Raw genomic sequence first — 21,800 nt, 5'->3', positions numbered from 1 at the left:
TCGTGCCGGTCTCGGTCCGCGTCTCGGTCCCGGCCCCGGCCCCGGTCCGCGTCTCGGTTCCGGCCCCGGCCCCGGTCTCCTCGTCTGCAGGCTCCGGCTCGTCGTGCGCCGTCAGGTCGATGACCCGGCCGACGCCCCGTGCGTCGCCGGCCGGCCCGGACTCCGGCTCGTCCTGGGCCGTAGGGAGGCCGGCGCCTCCTCGGCCGCGTCGGCGTCGTCCTCCGCCTCCTTCTGCGTACCGAAGAAGTCGAAGGTGCCGTCGGACACCGGGCGCCGCACGGGCTCCGTCTGCGGTACCACCGCGACCGCGGTCGGCACGGTGAAGTGTCCGGAGGGCCTCCGCACGGAACTTCCGGGCGGGGCCGACGGGGCGGGCTGGGCGGACTCCGCGGACTCGGCCGGCCGGCCCGACTGCTCGGGCGTGGTGCCGGTGTCCGGGCCGAGGGAGGCGGTCGCGCTCCCGTCCTCGGCGACCGCCTCGGGCCGCCCCTGGGCCTCGTCCTCCGGCGACTGCTCCGGCTTCCCCGACGTGGTGGGCTCGGGGTCGTCGTCCTCGGGGGTGCTGCCGCTCCGGAGGGAGCCGGCGGTGCGACGGGGCCGGGTGTCGTCCTCGGCCGGTGCGGAACCGCCCCCGGCCACGTGGCCGCCCCGGGGGGTGCCGGCGTCGGCCGGCACCCCGTCGGCCGGCGTCGCCACGGCCTCCGTGGCGACCTCCCCGGCCGCGGCACCGGCACCGGCGACGTCCCGCGCGGGGCGGTCGTCGCCGGCTCCGTCCGCGTCGCCCGCACCGTGGCCGGCGAGCCGTGCCAGCGCCTCGTTGGCCCGCATGAACAGCGTGGCCCCTGCCTGCGAGAAGGCCCGGGAAGCCGTGGTCCGGCCGGCCTCCTCCGCACCGTCCGCGGTCGCCTCGGGCCCGGTCGTCGTCCCGCCCCCGGTTCCGGTCCCGCTCCCGAGCCCGGTCCTGGCCGCCGGCACGGTCGCCTCGTCGTCGGGCCCGGCACCGGTCCCGGCGGCCGACGGTCCCGCCGTCAACGCGCGGGCCGGAACCGCCGCCTCGATCTCGAGCACCCGGCGCTCCTCCAGGACGGTCGCCCGGTCGGTCTCCGCCGCGGCGTACCGCCTGAGCAGTGCCGCGTGCTCGTTGCGCAGTCCGGCGAGCTCCGCACGCTTGGCGCGCAGCCGCTGCTCCAGCTTGACGCGCAGCTCGCGCGACTCGTCGAGTTCGGACTCCAGTTCGGCGACCCGTTCCTCGAAACGCCACTCGTCACTGGCACGCGCGCGCGCGAGTTCGGCGACCTGCTTGCCGGCCTGGGCGTCCCAGTGCCGCATCACGACCGCACCGAGGACCGCCGTGGCCGCCGCCGCGGCGGCCAGGAGGCGAAGCGTCATCGGTTGTGTGAACACCCAGGGCCCCAGGGCGCAGACGAGTGAGACGCCTGCGATCGCCGACGGGGGCAACATCCTGTGCAGGGGCGGGGAATGGCGGTGACGTCCACGTGACATGGCCAGAAACTTACCGCGCGGAGGCGAATGATGGAGCCCCGCCCCGTAAAAACAAAGCCACACCAGGGCTTTCACAGGGCATCAGGGAACTCCACCGAACCGTGAATAGACCCGCGCCGCAATTATCAAGATCATTTTCGGGCGGTAAGCCGCTTCCGGTACACCCCCGACCCTCCCCGGGCCGCCTCCCGCACCGGCTGCCGAGCCCGCCCCGGGCACCGCCCGCACCGCTCCCTCGGCACCCGCCGGCCCCCTCCGGCTTCCGCCCGGAAAACCTGCTTCCGGGTGAGGAAGTCGCGCCCGGGGCGCATCCCCGGGCACATCCCGAGGCGCCCGAATCGCCCCGCCGCTTTCCGGGACGACCGCCGGGATCGCGATACACCCGCCACCCGTCCCACCCTTGCCGGAAATACCGGACCGCAGTCCGGGCCCCGTCCCCGGGCTCCCGGCTCCCGGCTCGGACTCCGGACTCGGATTCCCGGCTCCCGACTCCCGACTCGGAGCCGGCTTCCGTCCGTGCCCCCTGATCCAGGTGCTCCCCCTCCCCGCCCAACGCCTACGCTGAACATATGAGCAACAGCAGCGGACACCTTCACGTCTCGGGCCTCCCCCACTGGGACCGCTGCGCGGTCATGGGCGTCGTGAACGTGACGCCCGACTCCTTCTCCGACGGTGGCCGCTGGTTCGACACGACGACCGCCGTCAAGCACGGCCTCGACCTGGTCGCCCAGGGCGCCGACCTGATCGACGTCGGCGGCGAGTCCACCCGTCCCGGTGCCACGCGTGTCGACGAGGCCGAGGAACTCAAACGCGTCATACCCGTGGTCCGGGGCCTCGCCTCCGAGGGCGTCACGATCTCCGTCGACACCATGCGCGCCTCCGTCGCGGAGCAGTCCCTCGCGGCGGGCGCCGCGCTCGTCAACGACGTGAGCGGCGGTCTCTCCGACCCCGGCATGATCCCCGTGGTCGCCGACGCCGGCGCCCCCTTCGTCGTCATGCACTGGCGCGGCCTGCTGGAGGGCGGCAACGTGCAGGGCACCTACGACGACGTCGTCACCGAGGTCGTCGACGAACTCCGCGCGCGCGTGGACGCCGTGCTGGAGGGCGGCATCGCCCCCGGCCGCGTGATCGTCGACCCCGGGCTCGGCTTCTCCAAGGGCGCCGACCACGACCTCGCCCTCCTGGCCCGGCTCGACCGCCTCCGGGCGCTCGGCCACCCGCTGCTCGTCGCCGCGTCCCGCAAGAGGTTCCTCGGTCACGTCCTGGCCGGTCCCGACGGCGCGCCCCCGCCCGCCCGGGAACGCGACGCGGCCACCGCCGCCGTCTCCGCGCTCGCCGCCCAGGGCGGCGCCTGGGCGGTCCGCGTGCACGAGGTGCGCGCCACCGCGGACGCCGTACGCGTCGCCCGCGCCGTCGCACTGGCCCGTACCCCGGACGGCACACCCCCCGTGCCCCCCGTGCCCCCCGTACCCGGCTCACACGGCTCAAAGGGAACCCGGTGAGCGCCCCGCACACCGATGTCGAGCAGGTCGAAGCCACCAACGCCGCCTTCTACGAGGCACTCGAGCAGGGCGACTTCGAAGAGGTCGCGTCGCTCTGGCTGACCCCGGCCGACCTGGGGATCGACGAGACCTACCACGACCCGGCGGACGCCGGAGTGATCTCCTGCGTGCACCCCGGCTGGCCGGTGCTCACGGGACGCGGCGAGGTGCTCCGGTCGTACGCCCTGATCATGGCGAACACCGACTACATCCAGTTCTTCCTCACCGACGTGCACGTCTCCGTCACCGGCGACACCGCCGTCGTGACCTGCACCGAGAACATCCTCAGCGGCGGCCCCGCCCCGAAGGCCGGCGAGGAGCTCGGCCCCCTGCTGGGCCAGCTGGTCGTCGCCACCAACATCTACCGGCGCACTCCCGGGGGCTGGAAGCTCTGGTCCCACCACGCCTCTCCCGTGCTCGCCGAGAACGACGAGACCGACGACTCCGAAGCCCCCGACGACACCGGGGCCCCCTCCTGAGCGAACGGGCCGGCCGCGGGCCCCGTCCTCTTCTCCCGCACCCGGAGGGCGATTGGCATCACCCCCGTGCGGGTAGGGGCCGCTACCTGTCCGTGAGCCCCGGGCCTTCCCGGGGAAAACGCACGGTGAAACCTCCCGGCCCTGACCGACCCGCCCGGCTCGGGGCCCGCCCGGTCGGCACCCGCGGGTAGATTCGACCGGGGCAGGGGTGCCGTCCGCACCCGGCACCGACCGGCCGGACCGACGACTGACAGGAGTGGATTCGTGTGGATCGTGTCGCGCTGCACGGCCTGAAGGCCCGTGGGCACCACGGTGTGTTCCCCAAGGAACGCGAGGAAGGCCAGACCTTCATCGTGGACCTGGTCCTCGGCCTGGACATCCGGCCGGCCGCGACCGACGACGACCTGACGAAGACCGTGCACTACGGCATCGTGGCGGAGGAGGTCGTGGCGGTCGTCCAGGGCGAGCCCGTCAACCTCATCGAGACGCTCGCAGAACGCATCGCACAGGTCTGCCTCAAGCACGACGTGGTCCAGGAGGTCGAGGTCCGCGTCCACAAGCCGGACGCGCCGATCACCGTGCCCTTCGACGACGTGACCATCACCATCATCCGGAGCCGCGCATGACCAGGCCGTCCACCCAGGGCCACACCGACCCGACCGTCCAGCCCGTCCCCGCCTCCGTGGTCGAGCAGGTCGACGCCGCCGACACCACCCTGCACGACCCGAAGCGGGCGGTCGTCTCCCTGGGCGCCAACCTCGGCAACCGGCTGGAAACCCTCCAGGGGGCCGTCGACGCCCTCGAGGACACCCCCGGCGTCCGGGTCAAGGCGGTCTCGCCCGTGTACGAGACGGAGCCGTGGGGAGTCGAGCCCGGCAGCCAGCCCTCGTACTTCAACGCGGTCGTGGTCCTCAGGACCACCCTGCCCCCGTCCTCCCTGCTGGAGCGGGCCCACGCGGTCGAGGAGGCCTTCCACCGGGTGCGCGACGAGCACTGGGGCCCGCGCACCCTGGACGTGGACATCGTCTCCTACGCGGACCTCCTCTCCGACGACCCGCAGCTGACCCTCCCCCACCCCCGCGCCCACGAACGCGCCTTCGTGCTGGTCCCGTGGCACGACGTCGACCCGGAGGCCGAACTCCCCGGACGCGGCCCCGTCGCCGCCCTGCTCACCGCGGTCACCCACGAGGGCGTCACCTCCCGCGGCGACCTGGAACTCCGTCTGCCCGAGTAGCCGTTAAGGTCGACAGGACCGCACACCGGGGCACCGGGGGAACCGAAGGGACACCGAGGGACACCGTGAGAGAGCTGCGCATCAGGGTGCTGGTCGGCGTCTTCGTCGTGGCCGGGATCCTGTCCTGGGCCGGCGCCCGCCTCTGGAACTCCCTCGGCACCCTGCCGAGCGTCCCGCTGGCGGCGCCCGTCGTCCTCGCCCTGATCGCCGTGGTCCTCACGGCCACGGCGCTCTCCCTGCGCGCCCGCCTCAAGGACCAGCGCGAGCGCCGCCCCGACGCCAAGGGCGTCGACCCGATGATGGCGGCCCGCGCGGTCGTCTTCGGCCAGGCCAGTGCCCTGGTCGCCGCCCTCGTCGCCGGGATGTACGGCGGCACGGGCGTCTTCCTCCTGGAGTCCCTCGACATCCCCGCCCGCCGCGACCAGGCCGTCTACGCCGGTTTCTCGGTCCTGGCGGGAATCGCCGTCATAGCGGCGGCCCTCTTCCTGGAGCGCGTCTGCAAGCTCCCGGAGGACGACGACGACCACGACGGCAGGGGCACCGCCCCGGCCGTCTGACGCCCGCTCAGCGCGCTCTCAGCGCGCCATGATCAGGCTCATCGCCTCGTTGCGCGTCGCCGCGTCCCGCAGCTGCCCGCGCACGGCCGACGTGAGGGTCTTCGCGCCGGGCTTGCGGATGCCCCGCATCGACATGCACATGTGCTCGCACTCGACCACCACGATCACCCCGCGCGGCTCCAGAATCCCCATCAGGGAGTCCGCGATCTGGGTGGTGAGTCGTTCCTGCACCTGCGGGCGCCGGGCGTAGACGTCCACGAGCCGGGCCAGCTTGGACAGCCCCGTGATCTTTCCGCTGGTGGCCGGGATGTAGCCGACATGGGCCACCCCGCGGAACGGCACCAGATGGTGCTCACAGGTCGAGTACACCTCGATGTCCTTCACGAGCACCATCTCGTCGTGGCCGAGGTCGAAGGTCGTGGTCAGCACGTCCTCGGCCTTCTGCCGCAGGCCCGCGAACATCTCCTGGTACGCCCGTGCCACCCGGCCCGGCGTCTCCCGCAGACCCTCCCGGTCCGGGTCCTCGCCGACCGCGATCAGCAGTTCGCGGACGGCGTTCTCGGCCCGCTTCTCGTCGAACTCGCCGATCGTGGCCTCGCCGTCCAGCGTCACCGGGTCGGTCATGGGGTGCCTCGTTCCTGTGCCTGCGCGCGTGTCGGACCTGACGCACGCGCTCTCCACTGCGGATACACAAAAAAACCGCGCCCCCCAGGCTAGAACCAGGGGGGCGCGGCATCCATTCCGGGCCCGGTAAGGCCACCGGGAGAGCCGGTCAGCTCTCGGGGCGGTCCTCCGGGATCGGCTCGGGCGCCGGGGCGGGCTCCGCCGCGGTGCTCTTCACGGTGGAGATGGCCGGCGTCGCGCCGTTCGCCCCGTTCGTCAGTGCCAGCTCCTTGGGGGAGAGCACCGGCGGGCGGGTGGACGGCGTACGGCGGGAGGATCCGGTCCAGGCGGGCCTGGGCGGACGCTTGACGATCGAGGCGAAGACCTCGGCGATCTCCTCCTTGCCCAGCGTCTCCCGCTCGAGGAGTGCGAGGACCAGGTTGTCGAGCACGTCGCGGTTCTCGACCAGGATCTCCCACGCCTCGTTGTGCGCGGTCTCGATGAGCTTCTTGACCTCTTCGTCGACCAGCGCGGCGATCTCTTCCGAGTAGTCGCGCTGGTGAGCCATCTCACGTCCGAGGAACGGCTCGGAGTTGTCGCCGCCGAACTTGATCGCGCCGAGACGCTCGGTCATGCCGTACTGCGTGACCATCGCGCGGGCCAGGCCGGTGGCCTTCTCGATGTCGTTGGCCGCACCGGTGGTCGGGTCGTGGAAGACGAGCTCCTCGGCCGCGCGGCCGCCCAGCATGTAGGCCAGCTGGTCCAGCATCTCGTTGCGCGTGGTGGAGTACTTGTCCTCGTCCGGCAGCACCATCGTGTAGCCGAGGGCACGGCCTCTCGACAGGATCGTGATCTTGTGGACGGGGTCGGAGTTCGGTGAGGCCGCCGCGACCAGGGCGTGTCCGCCCTCGTGGTACGCGGTGATCTTCTTCTCCTTGTCCGACATGATCCGGCTCCGCTTCTGCGGGCCCGCGACCACTCGGTCGATCGCCTCGTCCAGCATGTGGTTGTCGATCAGCTTCTGATCGCTGCGCGCGGTCAGGAGCGCGGCCTCGTTCAGCACGTTGGCCAGGTCGGCACCCGTCATGCCGGGGGTGCGGCGGGCGACGGCCGACAGGTCGACGTCCGGAGCGACCGGCTTGCCCTTCTGGTGGACCTTGAGGATCTCCAGCCTGCCCTGCATGTCCGGGCGGTCGACCGCGATCTGCCGGTCGAACCGGCCGGGGCGCAGCAGAGCAGGGTCGAGGATGTCGGGCCGGTTCGTGGCGGCGATGAGGATCACGCCGCCCTTCACGTCGAAGCCGTCCATCTCGACGAGGAGCTGGTTCAGGGTCTGCTCGCGCTCGTCGTGACCACCGCCGAGGCCGGCGCCGCGATGGCGGCCGACCGCGTCGATCTCGTCGACGAAGACGATCGCCGGAGCGTTGGCCTTGGCCTGCTCGAAGAGGTCACGGACCCGGGAGGCACCGACACCGACGAACATCTCGACGAAGTCGGAACCCGAGATCGAGTAGAAGGGGACGCCGGCCTCGCCCGCGACGGCGCGCGCGAGCAGGGTCTTGCCGGTGCCGGGCGGGCCGTACAGCAGCACACCCTTGGGGATCTTGGCCCCGACGGCCTGGAACTTGGCCGGCTCCTGCAGGAACTCCTTGATCTCGTGGAGTTCCTCGACCGCCTCGTCCGATCCGGCGACGTCGGAGAACGTCGTCTTCGGCGTGTCCTTGGTGATGAGCTTCGCCTTGGACTTGCCGAAGTTCATGACGCGGGAGCCGCCGCCCTGCATCTGGTTCATCAGGAACAGGAAGACGACCACGATGAGGACGAAGGGGAGCAGCGACAGCAGAATGCTCACGAACGCGTTCTGCTTGGACGGCGAGACGGTGTAGCCGTCCGGGATCTGCTCGTTCTGGAACTTGTCCTGCAGCGTGTTGGCGATGGTGACGCCCTGGTCACCGATGTAGCTCGCCTGGATCTTCGAGCTGTCCTTGACCTCTTCGCCGTCCTTGAGCTGGACCTTGATGATCTGCTCGTCGCCGGTGGTCAGTTTGGCCGACTCGACTTTGTTCTCGTTGATCGCCTGGACGACCTCGCCGGTGTCCACCGTCTTGTAGCCGCCGGACGAGCCGACGACCTGCATCAACACGACCACGGCGAGGACGGCCAGCACGATCCACATGACCGGCCCACGGAAGTATCGCTTCACGTCCATCCATACGGAGCGGTGCCGCCCCGTCCCTCCTGCCATAGTGAGTTTGATAAAGACTGTTCTTCGGACGGTACCCCAGCATGGCCCACCGAAGCTGCGTGGGACTGCCGGTAATCGCGTCCACGCATGCTCCAACGGCGCGGAGGCCGCCGGGGTTCCCGATCTCCATACGGTGCCCCGGCCACGGTGTCTCAGCCGCCGTAGACGTGGGGCGCGAGCGTACCGACGAAGGGGAGGTTGCGGTATTTCTCCGCGTAGTCGAGGCCGTAGCCGACGACGAACTCGTTGGGAATGTCGAAGCCGACCCATTCCACGTCGATGTTGACCTTGGCGGCCTCGGGCTTGCGCAGCAGCGTGCACACCTTGAGGGAGGCGGGCTCGCGCGAGCCGAGGTTGGAGATCAGCCACGACAGGGTCAGGCCGGAGTCGATGATGTCCTCGACGATCAGGACGTGCCTGCCCTTGATGTCGGTGTCGAGGTCCTTGAGGATCCGCACCACACCGGAGGACTGGGTGCCCGCCCCGTACGAGGATACGGCCATCCAGTCCATCGTGAGGGGGGTGGACAGCGCCCGGGCGAGGTCGGCCATGACCATCACCGCGCCCTTGAGGACGCCGACGATCAGCAGTTCCTTGTCCGCGTACTCCGCGTCGATCTTCGCGGCCAGCTCAGCCAGCTTGGCGTCGATCTCTTCCTTGGTGATGAGCACCTTCTCGAGGTCGGCACCCATGTCTTTCGCGTCCACCCGCATCACTTTCGGTCGTCCCACCGGCTGTCCCGTACCGTCCGCGGCTCTGCCGAGGATACGTTTTTCAGCCTTGCCGAATCACCAGTCTGCCACCCTGACGACGGGCCACGACCCGGCCGGGGAGATTGATGGCCCCCTGGCCGCGCCAGCCGGTGATCAGCCGGTCGACCTCCTCGATGTGCCGGGCGAACAGCGAACCGGCCGGAGCCCCCGCTTCGATGGCCGCGCGGCGCAGTACACGGCGGCGCACCGCGGGCGGGAGGGCGTGGAGTCCGGCGCACTCCAGACGGCCGTCGGCGTCGCGGACGCCGGCTTCGGCGCGGCCGGCCCAGGCGTCGAGGGCGTCGGCGTCGTCGCGGGAGAGCTGCGCCGTCCGGGCGAGTGCCTCGACGACGCCTTTGCCGAGGGCCTTCTCCAGGGCGGGCAGGCCTTCGTGGCGGAGCCGGGAGCGGGTGTAGGCGGGGTCGGTGTTGTGCGGGTCGTCCCAGACGGGGAGGGACTGGGCCATGCAGGCCGTGCGGGCGGTCTGCCGGTCGAGCCGGAGGAAGGGCCTGCGGTAGCGGCCGGCGACCCCCGAGACCGCGGCCATTCCGGACAGGGAGCGGATGCCGGAGCCGCGGGCGAGTCCCAGCAGGACGGTCTCGGCCTGGTCGTCGCGGGTGTGGCCGAGCAGGACGGCTGCCGCCCCGTGCCGTTCGGCGGCGGCGTCGAGGGCGGCGTAGCGGGCGTCGCGGGCGGCGGCCTCGGGGCCGCCGCCGCGGCCGACGGTGACGGCGACGGAGTCGACGGGGCCGAGGCCGAGGCCGCGCAGGCGCAGGGTCACTTCGGCGGCGCGCAGGTCGGAGCCGGCCTGGAGGCCGTGGTCGACGGTGACACCGCCGGCGCGGACGCCGAGGCGGGGGGCTTCGAAGGCGAGGGCGGAGGCGAGCGCCATGGAGTCGGCGCCGCCGGAGCAGGCGACGAGTACGAGCGGGGACGGTTCACACGCGCGCGGGGCCCCGGGGGTACGGCCGGGGCCGGCGGCGACCCGGTCGTGTCCGCCGGGGTTTCGGTGGTGTTCGTCGAGGATGTCGTGGAGCACGCGGCGGACCGCCAGGCGTATCGCCGCGACCGCAGGATGGGGACCCATGTCCGGTTCCCTTCATGAAGTTTTCGGGGGTGAGCCCGGGGTTGATCACTCAGAGTGTGTAGATGGTGACAGAACCGGGGTGTTCCCCGAGCATTGCACGCCTACTCTTCGCTCACGGTCCCTCGGACGGGTGATTGAGGATCCGTCCGACTGCCGTACGCCGGATTCTCCTCGTGCCGTCCCCCCGCAGTCCCGTTCCCCCGCGGCCCCGTCCCGGACGTCGCGCCGCCCCGCGCCCCGCCCGGCGCACGCCGGGCGTCCGGAGGCACGAGCGGCGCACGCCCCACCGGGCGTCCGGGCCGTTACGCCTCGGGTTTGCGGTGCACGCGGGTGACCCACTCCGCGGGCTTGGAGATCTCCGCCTTGGTGGGGAGGGTGTTGGGGGAGGTCCACACCCGGTTGAAGCCGTCCATGCCGACCTCCTCGACCACCGCGCGGACGAAGCGTTCGCCGTCGCGGTACTGGCGGAGCTTGGCGTCCAGGCCGAGCAGTTTGCGCAGGGCCAGGTCCAGGCGGGAGGCGCCCTTCGCGCGCCGCTGCTGGAACTTCTCGCGGATCTCGGCGACGCTCGGCACGACCTCGGGCCCGACGCCGTCCATCACGAAGTCGGCGTGCCCCTCCAGCAGGGACATCACGGCCGTGAGCCGGCCGAGGATCTCCCGCTGGGCGGGGGTCTGCACGAGCTCCACGAGGGAGTGTCCGTCCCCCCCGTCCTCGCCCTCCTCGCCCTCGGGCCGGCCACCGGTGAAGGACTGGACGGCCTGACGGACGCGCTCCAGGACGGTCATGGGGTCGACGTCGGTCTCCCCCAGGAACGACTGGATCTCGCCCTGCATGTGGTCGCGCAGCCAGGGGACGGCGGAGAACTGGGTGCGGTGCGTCTCCTCGTGCAGGCAGACCCACAGCCGGAAGTCGTGCGGGTCCACGTCGAGTTCGCGCTCCACGTGGACGATGTTGGGGGCGACGAGCAGCAGCCTGCCGCCGCCGTTCGGCGCGCCGGGCGGGCCGCCGGCCGGCAGGTCGCGGGCGGCGGGGGCGAAGGTCTCGTACTGGCCGAGGACGCGGGAGGCCAGGAAGGACAGCAGCATGCCGACCTCGACGCCGGTGACCTTGCCGCCGACGGTGCCCAGGAGGACCCCGCCGGGTGAGGTGCCGCGCCGGTCCTGCATCTTGTCGAGGAGCGGCTTGAGCAGTTCGCGGAAGCCCGCGACGTTGGCCCGGACCCAGCCCGGGCGGTCGACGACGAGGACGGGGGTGTCGTGCGTCTCCTCGGTGCCCAGCCGGGTGAAGCCGCGGACGTGCGTCTCGGAGGCCTTCGCGTGCCTCCGCAGTTCGGTGACGATGGCCCTGGCCTCGTCACGGCTCACGTCGGGCCCCGGCCGCATGAGCCGGGTCGCGGTCGCGACCGCGAGATCCCAGTCGACCATCCCGGAAGAGGCAGCACCACCGAAACTCGTCATGCTGCAACGGTACGTGAGGAGCGAGGCGCGGGGCAGAGCTGCGGGACGGCCGGTGCCGGGCGTCCCTGCGGCGCCCGGCACGTGACCGGCGGGTCATCGGCGGGTCACCGGCAGCCGCACGCCGCCAGGGCCGTGGCGGCCTTGTCGAGGGCGGCCTGGGCGGCCGTCGGGTCGGTGGTGCCGGTCGCGAGGAAGGCGAAGGCGAGCAGCCTGCCCTCCCGGTCGACGACGGTGCCCGCCAGGGCGTTGACGCCGGTGAGGGTGCCCGTCTTGGCCCGTACGACACCGGCAGCGCCGTCGGCGTAGCGGCCGGTGAGGGTGCCGGTGAAGCCGGCGACGGGCAGGCCGGTGAGGACGGGGCGCAGTTCGGGGCGGGCGGGGTCGCCGGACTTCACGAGGAGGGTGGTGAGCAGGCCGGTGGTGAGCCGGTTCCTGCGGTCGAGGCCGCTGGCGTCCTTGAACGCGGTGCCCTTCAGGGGGACGCCGAGCTTCTGCAGCTGGGTGCGGACGGCGGCGGTGGCGCCCGCGAAGTCGGCGCGTCGGCCGGTGGCGATCGCGGTCTGGCGGGCGAGGGCTTCGGCGAGGTCGTTGTCGCTGTGGGTGAGCATCCGTTCGACCAGGGTGGCGAGCGGGGGCGAGGAGACCGTGGCGAGGGTGCCGGCGCGGGTCGTGGACTTCGACGGGCCGGGGGGTGTGACCTTGACGCCGTGTTCCTTCAGGAGCGCGCCGAACTTTTGCGCGGCGTCGGCCGCGGGGTCCGGGACGCGGTCCGCGGGGCCGCTGACGGAGTCGTCGGTGCGGGCCTCGTCGGCCATCAGCGGGGTGACGAGGGCGATGTTGGGGTTGACGCCGATCGGGTGCCGCTCGCTGCCCGGGTAGAGGGTGGTGTCGTAGGACAGGGTGACCTCGCGCACGCCGCGTTCGGCGAGGGCGGCGGCGGTGCGGCCGGCGAGGTCGCGCAGGCTCGCCGAGCCGGTGGTGTCCTTCTTCCGGGCGGTGAGGGTGGGGTCGCCGCCGCCGACGAGGATGACCTCTTTCGTGTCGGGTTCGTAGGTGGCGCGGGTGGTCAGGCGGTGGTCGGGGCCAAGCGCGGCGAGGGCGGCGGCGGCGGTGGCGATCTTCGTGGTGGAGGCGGGGGTGAACGCGTCCGCGGGGCCGTCGGCGTACAGGCTCCGGCCGGTGGACACGTCTACCACGGAGGCGGAACGGTCGCCGAACGCCGGGGTCTTCAGCAGCGGGGCGAGGGTGCCCGAGAGGGCCTTGCCGCCGGGCGCCGACTTGACGGTGGTGGCGCCGCCGCCGAGTCCGGTGAGCACGGAGGGGGCGCTGGGAGCCGTACGGGGGCCGCGGGGCGGTGTACCGGCGTTGCCGCGGGTGCCGCCGTGATCTGCGCCACGCGTGGCCTCCAGGGCCACGGCCCGGTCCTGCTCGGCCGTACGCTGACCGGTGGAGTCCCAGGGACCGGCGGCGGTCACCGCGCCTGCGGCCAGCACCGTTCCGGCGGCGGCCGCGACCACGGTGAACCGCCAGGTCCCCGACCAGGTTCCCGGCCGGGCCACCGACCGCGTGATCCGTGGCCCGGCGGTCGTGGCGACACCCGCGGGACGACTCGGCCGCAACCGCGCCAGACGCGGCCGGACAGCCGCCGCGGTCCGTGCCAGACGGGGTCGCACGGCGTCCGCGAACCGCGCCACATGCGGTCTCGCGGCCCGCCAAGGCCTCAGCTCCGGCACGACCACCAACCCCTTTCGCGATCACACACCTGCGTGAGGGACACTTAACCACCAGAACTATGTGCTGATCATGGAGGAGCCACCGGTGGAGTTCGACGTCACGATCGAGATCCCGAAGGGTTCGCGGAACAAGTACGAGGTGGACCACGAGACGGGTCGGATCCGCCTGGACCGTCGACTCTTCACCTCGACCGCCTATCCGACCGACTACGGCTTCGTCGAGAACACCCTCGGCGAGGACGGCGACCCGCTGGACGCGCTGGTCATTCTCGACGAGCCGACGTTCCCGGGCTGTCTGATCCGCTGCCGCGCGATCGGCATGTTCCGGATGACGGACGAGGCCGGCGGCGACGACAAGCTGCTGTGCGTCCCGTCGACGGACCCGCGGGTGGAGCACCTGCGGGACATCCACCACGTGTCGGAGTTCGACCGTCTGGAGATCCAGCACTTCTTCGAGGTCTACAAGGACCTGGAGCCGGGCAAGTCGGTGGAGGGCGCCAACTGGGTCGGCCGGACGGACGCCGAGATCGAGATCGAGCGGTCCTACAAGCGTTTCAAGGAGACGGGCGGCCACTGAGCCCCCGGGCACGAGACGCGAAAAGGGCCGCACGCATATGCGTGCGGCCCTTTTCGCGTCTCGTGCGCATACTGGCCCGTGGGGCCTGCCGGCCGGGCCCCACGGGGGTGCAAGCAGCAGGGACATGTCGTAGCAGGGAGCGCAGCGCAGGTGACGGACGCGGAGGACCGCAAACGCCGGTCGGACGAGGCGAGGAGCGGCTTCGGCTCTCGGGTCGGACTGGTGGCTCCGGTGGATACGGAGTCGTCGACGACGTCGGAGTTCGCCGTTCCGGAAGGGCTGGCGCTCATGAGGGCCCCGCGGGTCCCCACGGAGTCGGAGACGACGTCGGAGTTCGCCCTGCCCGAGGGCCTGGACACGGCTCCCCCACCGCCCGTCGAGACGGAGGGGTCGGCGTTCAACCCGCCGAGTACGTACCAGGTCAAGCAGGCTCCGCCGGCTTTCACCCCGCCCAACGGGATCCCGTCCGTCTCCCTGCACCGGGACGTGCCCTGGCAGGACCGGATGCGCACCATGCTGCGCATGCCGGTGACCGAGCGGCCGGCACCGGAACAGGTGCACCGGCACGACGACGACACCGGGCCCGCCGTGCCGCGCGTGCTCGACCTGACGCTGCGTATCGGGGAGCTGCTGCTGGCGGGCGGCGAGGGCGCGGAGGACGTGGAGGGGGCGATGTTCGCCGTCTGCCGCTCCTACGGCCTGGACCGCTGCGAGCCGACCGTCACCTTCACCCTGCTGTCGATCTCCCACCAGCCGTCGCTGGTGGAGGACCCGGTGACCGCGTCGCGCACGGTGCGCCGCCGGGGCACCGACTACACCCGCCTGGCGGCCGTGTACCAGCTGGTGGACGACCTCAGCGACGACGAGACGCACATCTCCCTGGAGGAGTCCTACCGGCGGCTCGCGGAGATCCGCCGCAACCGGCACCCCTACCCCACCTGGGTGCTGAACGCGGCCAGCGGGCTGCTGGCGGGTTCGGCCTCGGTACTGGTCGGCGGTGGTCTCCTGGTCTTCGTGGCCGCGGCGGTGGGCGCGATGCTCGGCGACCGGCTGGCCTGGAAGTGCGCCGACCGGGGACTGCCGGAGTTCTACCAGTTCACGGTGGCCGCGATGCCGCCGGCCGCGATGGGCGTCGCACTGACGCTGGCGCACGCGGACGTGAAGGCCTCCGCCGTGATCACCGGTGGGCTGTTCGCCCTGCTGCCGGGACGGGCGCTGGTGGCAGGCGTGCAGGACGGTCTGACGGGCTTCTACATCACCGCCTCCGCGCGGCTCCTGGAGGTTCTGTACTTCTTCGTGGGCATCGTGACCGGCGTGCTGGTGGTGCTCTACTTCGGCGTGCAGCTGGGTGCGAAGCTGAACCCCGACGCCGCACTCGTCCTGACCGACCGGCCGCTGCTGCAGATCACCGCGTCGCTCGGGTTGTCGCTGGCCTTCGCGGTGCTGCTCCAGCAGGAGCGGTCCACGGTGCTGCTGGTCACCCTCAACGGCGGCGTCGCCTGGGTGGTGTACGGCGCGATGCACTACGCGGGCGGCATCTCGCCGGTGGCCTCCACCGCCGCGGCGGCGGGGCTCGTGGGACTGTTCGGACAGCTGCTGTCCCGGTACCGGTTCGCTTCGGCGCTGCCGTACATCACGGCGGCGATCGGGCCCCTGCTGCCCGGTTCCGCCACGTACTTCGGTCTGCTGGCGATCGCCCAGAACGAGGTGGACAAGGGGCTGCTGTCCCTCTCGAAGGCGGTGGCGCTCGCCATGGCCATCGCGATCGGGGTGAACCTCGGTTCGGAGATCTCCCGGCTGTTCCTGCGGGTCGGCTCCGCCGAGAAGCGCAGGGCGGCGAAGCGGACACGCGGCTTCTGACCCCGGGCCACCGGGTACACGGGCCACCGGGCCACCGGTTCCTCGGATCCCCGGGCCACCGGGTACACGGATCCCCGGGGTGCGCGAGCGGTCGCGCACCCCGGGGACGTGTTCGGTACGGGTTCGGAACGGCGGTTCAGTAACCGCGGGGGTGGGGCGGCTGCTGGTTGTAGTCCTGGCCGTGCCCCTGACCCTGCGGTGCCTGAGGCTGCCCCTGCGCCCCGCCCTGGCCCTGGCCCTGGCCCTGGCCCTGGGGATACTGCTGCCCGCCGTAGTGCTGGTCGTACCCGCCCTGGCCTCCGCCGTAGGGCTGCTGGGGCTGCTGGGGCCGGGGCTGCTGGTGCGGGTAACCCTGGTTGCCGTAGGGCTGCTGGGGCTGCGGGGCCTGCTGCTGCCGGGGCCGCGGTCCGTCCGGGGTGATGCGGCGGAGCTGGGTCGTGGCGTCGTCCATGACCGGCTGCCGGGCGTACTCGGCGGCCTGCCGGCTGACGTACGCGTCGTACTCGTCCTGCTGCGGGGCGTCCGGGGTCTCGACGGCGCCGCGCTTCTTCTTCGCGCGTTCCCGCAGGTACTCGACGATGATCGGGACCACCGAGAGGAAGACGATCAGGATGAGGATCGACTCGACGTTGGTCTTGATGAACTCGATCTGGCCGAGCCAGTAGCCGGCGAGCGTGACGCCCGAGCCCCAGGCCACGCCGCCGATGACGTTGTACGTGAGGAACGTGCGGTACTTCATCCGGCCCGCGCCCGCCGTGATGGGGGCGAAGGTGCGCACGATCGGCACGAAGCGGGCCAGCACGATCGCCTTCGGGCCGTACTTCTCCATGAACTCGTGGGCCTTCTCCAGGTTCTCCTGTTTGAAGAGCTTGGAGTTGGGACGGCTGAAGATCCTCGGCCCGAAGAACTTGCCGATCGTGTAGCCGACTTGGTCGCCCAGGACTGCGGCGAGCACGATCAGCGTACAGACCAGCCACAGCGGCTGGGTGATGTAGCTGCCCTCGGCCACGAAGAGGCCCGCCGTGAACAGCAGGGAGTCACCGGGCAGGAACGCGAAGAATCCGGACTCGGCGAAGACGATCAGCAGGATGCCGGGAAGGCTGAAGGTCTCGATCAGGTAGTCCGGGCTCAGCCACTCGGGGCCGAGCGCAAGGGTGGTCACGGGGCTGTGGCTCCTGCTGGTTGAGGGGGGCGGGCGGGGGCTGGGTGCCAAAGCTATCAACGCAGCCGTCCCGGCCCGGGTTCCACGGGGCGTACCCAGGATTGCACCGTGCCCCCTCCCCGGCGAAGCTGGGGGCCATGGGAATCGAGGAGTACGGCGGTGGACAGGGCCCCGGGCCCGACGTCCTGGTGGTCACGACGAACGACGTCCCGGGGTACCGGGTGCAGGAAGTGGTCGGAGAGGTCTTCGGGCTGACCGTGAGGTCCCGCCACCTCGGCAGCCAGATCGGCGCCGGTCTGAAGTCGATGGTCGGAGGGGAACTCAAAGGGCTGACCAAGACGCTCGTGGAGACCCGCAACCAGGCCATGGAGCGACTGATCGAGCAGGCCCGCGCGCGGGGCGCCAACGGGGTGCTGGCGTTCCGTTTCGACGTCACGGACGCGGCGGACGTGGGCACCGAGGTGTGCGCGTACGGCACCGCGGTGGTCCTCGTACGCGAGTGACCGCGCGGCGCGCCGCCCGGCCCCCGGCAGGGCTCGGGCGGCGCACCGTGCGGCGGTACGGGCTCAGCCGTCGTGCCGGGCCGCGTTGGCCACGATCGCGTCGCGCAGGTAGACCGCCAGGCCGGGGCGGATGCTCTCGTACGTCCGCGTGAAACGCGGGTCGGCCACGTACATCTCGCCCAGGCAGGTGTGCATCTCGTGCCCGCAGTCGTAGTACGCGCGGGTGACGAAGAGCCGGTGCTCCTCCGCCGCGTCCATGGCATCCCCGGAGTCGGCCGGGGTACCGGCGGACATCAGGTCGGCCATGCGCCGGTGGAGGGAGTCGAGCTCCTCGGTGACGCGCTTCCAGTCCTCCTTGGTGTAGGACGCGGTCCGCTGCCGGGACTGCCGGTAGGCGTCGGTGTCGCCCCAGCGCTCCCGGACCTCGTCCTCGTACTGGTCCGGGTCGTGGTCCCCGAACACCTCGAACCGTTCCTCGGGCGTCAGGCTGATCCCCATCGTGCGTGCCTCCAAGGCGTGCTCCACGGCCGCCGCCATCTTCTGCAGCCTCTCGATCCGGGTGGTCAGCAGGTCGTGCTGCCGGCGCAGGTGCGCGCGCGGATCCGCCTGCGGGTCGTCGAGCAGGGCGGCGACCTCGTCGAGCGGGAAGCCGAGTTCCCGGTAGAACAGGATCTGCTGCAGCCGGTCGAGGTCGGCGTCGGTGTAACGCCGGTGACCCGCGCGGCTGCGCTCGCTCGGGGCGAGCAGGCCGATGTCGTCGTAGTGGTGCAGGGTGCGCACCGTGACCCCGGCGAAGCCGGCCACCTGTCCCACGGAGTGACTCACTTCCGCTCCCTCTTCGTTCTCGGTACGCACTCCACCCTGAGTCCTCACGCCACGTGAGGTGCAAGCCGGTTTCCCCGAACGCTCACCCCGACCGTTCACGCAGCCCTCTCCACACCGATCGTTTCGCACGGCTTCACACCATTGGTCCGTCTATCGTGTGCGCGTGGTCCAGGACAGCGCACGGCAGGCGCCCTCCGCCGCTCCGGCGCCCCGGGCACGCGCCCTGCCGCCGTCCGCCGCCCCCGCGCCGGTCGTGGGGGCGGCAGGCACTTCGTGCTCCCTTCCTCCCGCGCCCCCGCCCGCACGGCCTCCCGCACGAATCCCCGGATCTCCGGATCCCCGACCCTCCCTACGCCCCCCGGAGGCATCCATGCCGTTGCACGATGTTCCCCGGCGCGATGAGCGCCCCCTGTCCGTCAACCCCTTCCTGGGCCCGGCCAACCCCCTCGGGGACATGACCGAGGCGCCGCCCAAGCACCGGCTGCCCGACGCGCCGATGGCGCCCGCGACGGCGTATCAGCTGGTGCACGACGAGCTGATGCTGGACGGCAACGCACGGCTGAACCTGGCCACCTTCGTCACCACCTGGATGGAGCCGGAGGCCGGCCTGCTGATGGCGGAGTGCCGGGACAAGAACATGATCGACAAGGACGAGTACCCGCGCACCGCCGAGCTGGAGCGGCGCTGTGTGTCGATGCTCGCGGACCTGTGGCACGCGCCCGACCCGTCGGTGGCCGTGGGGTGTTCGACGACCGGGTCGAGCGAGGCGTGCATGCTCGCCGGGATGGCGCTCAAGCGTCGCTGGGCGCGGCGCAACGGCGACCGGTACCCGTCGAGGGACGCCCGGCCGAACCTCGTGATGGGCGTCAACGTCCAGGTCTGCTGGGAGAAGTTCTGCACCTTCTGGGAGGTGGAGGCCCGTCAGGTGCCCATGGAGGGCGACCGGTTCCATCTCGACGCGCGGGCCGCCGCAGCGATGTGCGACGAGAACACCATCGGCGTCGTCGGCGTCATGGGCTCCACCTTCGACGGGTCCTACGAGCCGGTCGCGGACCTGTGCGCGGCGCTCGACGGGCTCCAGGAGCGCACCGGCCTCGACGTCCCGGTGCACGTCGACGGGGCGTCCGGCGCGATGATCGCGCCCTTCCTCGACGACGACCTGGTGTGGGACTTCCGCCTCCCGCGCGTGACGTCGATCAACACCTCGGGGCACAAGTACGGGCTGGTCTACCCGGGCGTCGGCTGGGCACTGTGGCGGGACGCGGACGCCCTGCCCGAGGAACTGGTCTTCCGGGTGAACTACCTGGGCGGCGACATGCCGACGTTCGCCCTGAACTTCTCCCGTCCGGGCGCCCAGGTGGTGGCGCAGTACTACACCTTCCTGCGGCTGGGCCGCGACGGATACCGCGCGGTGCAGCAGGCCGCGCGCGACGTGGCGCGCGGGCTCGCCGGACGGATCGGGGAGACCGACGACTTCCGGCTGCTGACCCGGGGCGACGAGCTGCCGGTGTTCGCGTTCACGACCGCGCCCGGGGTGACGGCGTTCGACGTCTTCGACGTGTCCCGGCGGATGCGGGAGAACGGCTGGCTGGTGCCCGCGTACACCTTCCCGGCGAACCGCCAGGACCTGTCGGTGCTGCGGGTGGTGTGCCGCAACGGCTTCTCCGAGGACCTCGCCGACCTGTTCGCCGAGGACCTGACCCGGCTCCTCCCGGACCTGCGCCGGCAGCCGCGTCCCCTGACCGAGGACAGGAACGCGGCCACCGGGTTCCATCACTGAGCGGGCCGCGGGGCCCGCTAGCGGCTGAGCCGCGCGAACCTGCGTACCGCCAGCGGGAAGAACACCGCGAGCAGGGCCAGCGGCCAGGCGACGGCGGCCCCCACGTGCCCCGGCTCCCCGCCGGGGCTGCCGAAGAGGTCGCGGACGGCCGTGGCCGTCTGCGAGAGCGGGTTCCACTGGACGGCCGTGCCGAGCCAGTCCGGCATGGACTCGGGCGCGGCGAAGGCGGTGGACAGGAAGCCGACCGGCCAGACCAGGATCTGCACCGCCTGCACCAGTTCGGGCTTCCCCGCCACCAGCGCCAGGTGGATGCCGATCCACAGCATGGCGAAGCGGAACAGCAGGAGCAGCCCCACGGCGCCCAGGAAACCGGCCGGGCCGCCGCCGCTGCGCCAGCCGAGCGCGGCGGCGACGGCCAGGAGCACCGTGAGGCCGAGCGCCGACTGGAGCATGTCCGCCGCGGAACGGCCCACCAGGACCGCGCCGTTCGCCATGGGCATGGAGCGGAAGCGGTCGATGACGCCCTTGTCGAGGTCCCGGGTGACGGCGACCATGGTGCCCTCCAGGCCGAAGGCCATGGTGAGCGCGAGCATGCCGGGGACCAGGTAGTCGAGGTAGTCGCCGCTCACTCCCCGGCCGCCACCGACCAGGTAGCCGAACATCAGCAGCAGCATCACAGGGAAGACCAGGCCGACCACCGCCGCGACCGGCTGCCGCCGCCAGCGGGAGAGCTCACGGCGGGTCATGGTCCAGGAGTCGGTCAGGGCGTGCGCGGTCCGTACGCGGCCGGTCCGCGCGCGGGCGGCCGTCGGGTGTGTGAGCGGCGCGTGGGTGGTCATGCGGACCTGCCTCCTCGGGTGCGTCCTACGAGTTCGCCGGCCCGGTCGTCACCGGCCCGGTCGTCTCCGGTCGCGGTGAGCCGCAGGAACACCTCGTCGAGCGTGGGCCTGCGCAGGGCGACGTCCTCGGCCTCGACGCCGGCCTCCTCCAGCGCGCGGACGACCCCGGCCAGGGCCGCCATGCGGTCGGTGACCGGGGCGCTGAGCAGCCTGCGGTCGGTGTCCACGGTGATCTCTTCCTTCGGTACGGGCAGCAGGGCGACGGCCGCGCCCAGCTGCCCGGCGTCGCGCAGGACGACGTCGATGCGGTCGCCGCCGGTGGCCGCCTTGAGGTCGTCCGCCGTGCCGTCGGCGACGACCCGGCCGGCGTCCACCACGGAGATGCGGTCGGCGAGCTGGTCGGCCTCCTCCAGGTACTGGGTGGTGAGCAGGACCGTCGTGCCGCCGCCGACCAGGGAGCGCACCGAGGCCCACACCTCCGCGCGGCCGCGGGGGTCGAGGCCGGTGGTCGGTTCGTCCAGGAAGAGCACCTCCGGCTCGGTGATCAGGGAGGCGGCGAGGTCCAGGCGGCGGCGCATGCCCCCGCTGTACTGCCGTACCGGCTTGCGGCCGGTGTCGGCGAGGCCGAAGCGCGCCAGGAGTTCCTCGGCACGCGCGCGTGCCCGTCGCGTCCCCAGGTGGTGCAGGCGGCCGAACAGTTCGAGGTTCTGCCGGCCGCCGAGTTCCTCGTCGAGTGCCGCGTGCTGGCCCAGGAGGCCGATGCGCAGGCGCACGGCGTACGCCTCGCGCACCACGTCGTGGCCCGCGACCTCGATCCGGCCCGCGTCGGGCCGCAGCAGCGTGGCCAGGACGCGGACCAGGGTGGTCTTGCCCGCGCCGTTCGGGCCGAGCACCGCGTGCACCGTGCCGCGCGCGACCGTGAGGTCGAGGCCGGCCAGCGCGGGCCCGCCGCCCCCGCCGCCTCGCGTCGCGCCGTACGTCTTCCGTGCGTCCTCGACGGTGATCACCGCGTCGGTCATGGGAACGACCCCCTTGCTAGTCAAAGTTGACTACAGGTGCC

General features: G+C 72.1%; 20 protein-coding genes. 9 read left to right on the top strand and 11 right to left on the bottom strand.

The genetic code is table 11. The features are described from left to right. Positions 1-111: 111 nt before the first annotated feature. A complete protein-coding gene (locus TU30_RS36600) occupies positions 112-1,389 on the bottom strand; it encodes a hypothetical protein (protein WP_063837660.1) in 1,278 nt (425 codons plus the stop codon). A gap of 683 nt (positions 1,390-2,072) precedes the next feature. On the opposite strand from TU30_RS36600, the gene folP reads away from it, so the two are divergent. From folP to TU30_RS25930, 5 genes are all read left to right on the top strand, one after another. Beyond that, positions 2,073-3,005: a dihydropteroate synthase gene (folP, locus tag TU30_RS25950; protein WP_042174259.1), complete on the top strand. Its 933-nt coding sequence runs from the start codon at positions 2,073-2,075 to the stop codon at positions 3,003-3,005. Next, positions 3,002-3,523, top strand: coding sequence for a nuclear transport factor 2 family protein (locus tag TU30_RS25945; RefSeq protein WP_042174257.1), 522 nt, complete (start codon positions 3,002-3,004; stop codon positions 3,521-3,523). Before folP ends, TU30_RS25945 begins: the two co-directional genes overlap by 4 nt. Before the next feature lie 266 nt (positions 3,524-3,789). After that, the gene (gene folB, locus TU30_RS25940; RefSeq protein WP_042174254.1) at positions 3,790-4,149 is read left to right on the top strand and encodes a dihydroneopterin aldolase; all 360 of its coding nucleotides are present in this window, start codon (positions 3,790-3,792) and stop codon (positions 4,147-4,149) included. Continuing rightward, positions 4,146-4,757 (top strand): 2-amino-4-hydroxy-6-hydroxymethyldihydropteridine diphosphokinase, encoded by a 612-nt coding sequence (gene folK, locus TU30_RS25935; protein ID WP_042174252.1) that lies wholly within the window; start codon positions 4,146-4,148, stop codon positions 4,755-4,757. The genes folB and folK overlap by 4 nt, the downstream gene beginning before the upstream one ends. A gap of 65 nt (positions 4,758-4,822) precedes the next feature. Further along, complete coding sequence (locus TU30_RS25930) at positions 4,823-5,314, top strand: DUF3180 domain-containing protein (protein WP_042174250.1); 492 nt, start codon at positions 4,823-4,825, stop codon at positions 5,312-5,314. 18 nt (positions 5,315-5,332) lie between these two features. Here TU30_RS25930 and folE read toward each other — a convergent pair whose 3' ends face one another. From folE to dacB, 6 genes are all read right to left on the bottom strand, one after another. Further along, positions 5,333-5,938 (bottom strand): GTP cyclohydrolase I FolE, encoded by a 606-nt coding sequence (gene folE, locus TU30_RS25925; protein WP_042174249.1) that lies wholly within the window; start codon positions 5,936-5,938, stop codon positions 5,333-5,335. 148 nt (positions 5,939-6,086) lie between these two features. Further along, positions 6,087-8,126, bottom strand: coding sequence for an ATP-dependent zinc metalloprotease FtsH (ftsH, locus tag TU30_RS25920; protein ID WP_042174248.1), 2,040 nt, complete (start codon positions 8,124-8,126; stop codon positions 6,087-6,089). Positions 8,127-8,314: 188 nt separating this feature from the next. Next, positions 8,315-8,875 (bottom strand): hypoxanthine phosphoribosyltransferase, encoded by a 561-nt coding sequence (gene hpt / locus TU30_RS25915; protein ID WP_042174246.1) that lies wholly within the window; start codon positions 8,873-8,875, stop codon positions 8,315-8,317. Positions 8,876-8,936: 61 nt separating this feature from the next. After that, a complete protein-coding gene (tilS, locus tag TU30_RS25910; RefSeq protein WP_042174244.1) occupies positions 8,937-10,001 on the bottom strand; it encodes a tRNA lysidine(34) synthetase TilS in 1,065 nt (354 codons plus the stop codon). Positions 10,002-10,303: 302 nt separating this feature from the next. Beyond that, entirely contained in the window at positions 10,304-11,461 is a 1,158-nt protein-coding gene (locus TU30_RS25905) for a zinc-dependent metalloprotease (protein ID WP_042174243.1), read from the bottom strand. Positions 11,462-11,565: 104 nt separating this feature from the next. Further along, positions 11,566-13,200 (bottom strand): D-alanyl-D-alanine carboxypeptidase/D-alanyl-D-alanine-endopeptidase, encoded by a 1,635-nt coding sequence (gene dacB, locus TU30_RS25900; RefSeq protein ID WP_042174361.1) that lies wholly within the window; start codon positions 13,198-13,200, stop codon positions 11,566-11,568. 79 nt (positions 13,201-13,279) lie between these two features. Here dacB and TU30_RS25895 point away from each other — a divergent pair, with 79 nt between their 5' ends. Both TU30_RS25895 and TU30_RS25890 read left to right on the top strand, forming a co-directional pair. Further along, a complete protein-coding gene (locus tag TU30_RS25895) occupies positions 13,280-13,771 on the top strand; it encodes an inorganic diphosphatase (RefSeq protein ID WP_042174359.1) in 492 nt (163 codons plus the stop codon). Positions 13,772-13,921: 150 nt separating this feature from the next. Continuing rightward, positions 13,922-15,631: a threonine/serine exporter ThrE family protein gene (locus TU30_RS25890; protein WP_042174241.1), complete on the top strand. Its 1,710-nt coding sequence runs from the start codon at positions 13,922-13,924 to the stop codon at positions 15,629-15,631. 136 nt (positions 15,632-15,767) lie between these two features. Here the strand turns inward: TU30_RS25890 and TU30_RS25885 are convergent, their stop codons facing one another. Beyond that, a complete protein-coding gene (locus tag TU30_RS25885; protein ID WP_042174239.1) occupies positions 15,768-16,793 on the bottom strand; it encodes a DedA family protein in 1,026 nt (341 codons plus the stop codon). Positions 16,794-16,930: 137 nt separating this feature from the next. Here TU30_RS25885 and TU30_RS25880 point away from each other — a divergent pair, with 137 nt between their 5' ends. Next, complete coding sequence (locus TU30_RS25880; RefSeq protein WP_042174237.1) at positions 16,931-17,296, top strand: YbjQ family protein; 366 nt, start codon at positions 16,931-16,933, stop codon at positions 17,294-17,296. Between the two features lie 63 nt (positions 17,297-17,359). Here TU30_RS25880 and TU30_RS25875 read toward each other — a convergent pair whose 3' ends face one another. Continuing rightward, positions 17,360-18,121 carry a MerR family transcriptional regulator gene (locus tag TU30_RS25875; RefSeq protein WP_042174357.1) on the bottom strand — a complete coding sequence of 254 codons (762 nt, stop codon included), beginning with the start codon at positions 18,119-18,121 and terminating at the stop codon, positions 17,360-17,362. Positions 18,122-18,491: 370 nt separating this feature from the next. Between TU30_RS25875 and TU30_RS25870 the strand changes: the two genes are divergently transcribed. After that, the gene (locus TU30_RS25870) at positions 18,492-19,901 is read left to right on the top strand and encodes a glutamate decarboxylase (RefSeq protein ID WP_042174234.1); all 1,410 of its coding nucleotides are present in this window, start codon (positions 18,492-18,494) and stop codon (positions 19,899-19,901) included. A 17-nt stretch (positions 19,902-19,918) separates the two neighbouring features. On the opposite strand, the gene TU30_RS25865 is transcribed toward TU30_RS25870, so the two are convergent. Then, positions 19,919-20,740, bottom strand: a complete 822-nt coding sequence (locus tag TU30_RS25865; RefSeq protein WP_078878515.1) for an ABC transporter permease — start codon at positions 20,738-20,740, stop codon at positions 19,919-19,921. Beyond that, positions 20,737-21,759 carry a daunorubicin resistance protein DrrA family ABC transporter ATP-binding protein gene (locus tag TU30_RS25860; protein ID WP_042174231.1) on the bottom strand — a complete coding sequence of 341 codons (1,023 nt, stop codon included), beginning with the start codon at positions 21,757-21,759 and terminating at the stop codon, positions 20,737-20,739. The genes TU30_RS25865 and TU30_RS25860 overlap by 4 nt, the downstream gene beginning before the upstream one ends. Between the last annotated feature and the right edge of the window lie 41 nt (positions 21,760-21,800).

It is taken from the genome of Streptomyces sp. NBRC 110035 (genome assembly GCF_000829695.1).
Lineage (GTDB): Bacteria > Actinomycetota > Actinomycetes > Streptomycetales > Streptomycetaceae > Streptomyces.
The sequence above is the reverse complement of the archived record's forward strand: the minus strand, read 5'-3'. Positions and strand labels throughout refer to the sequence as shown.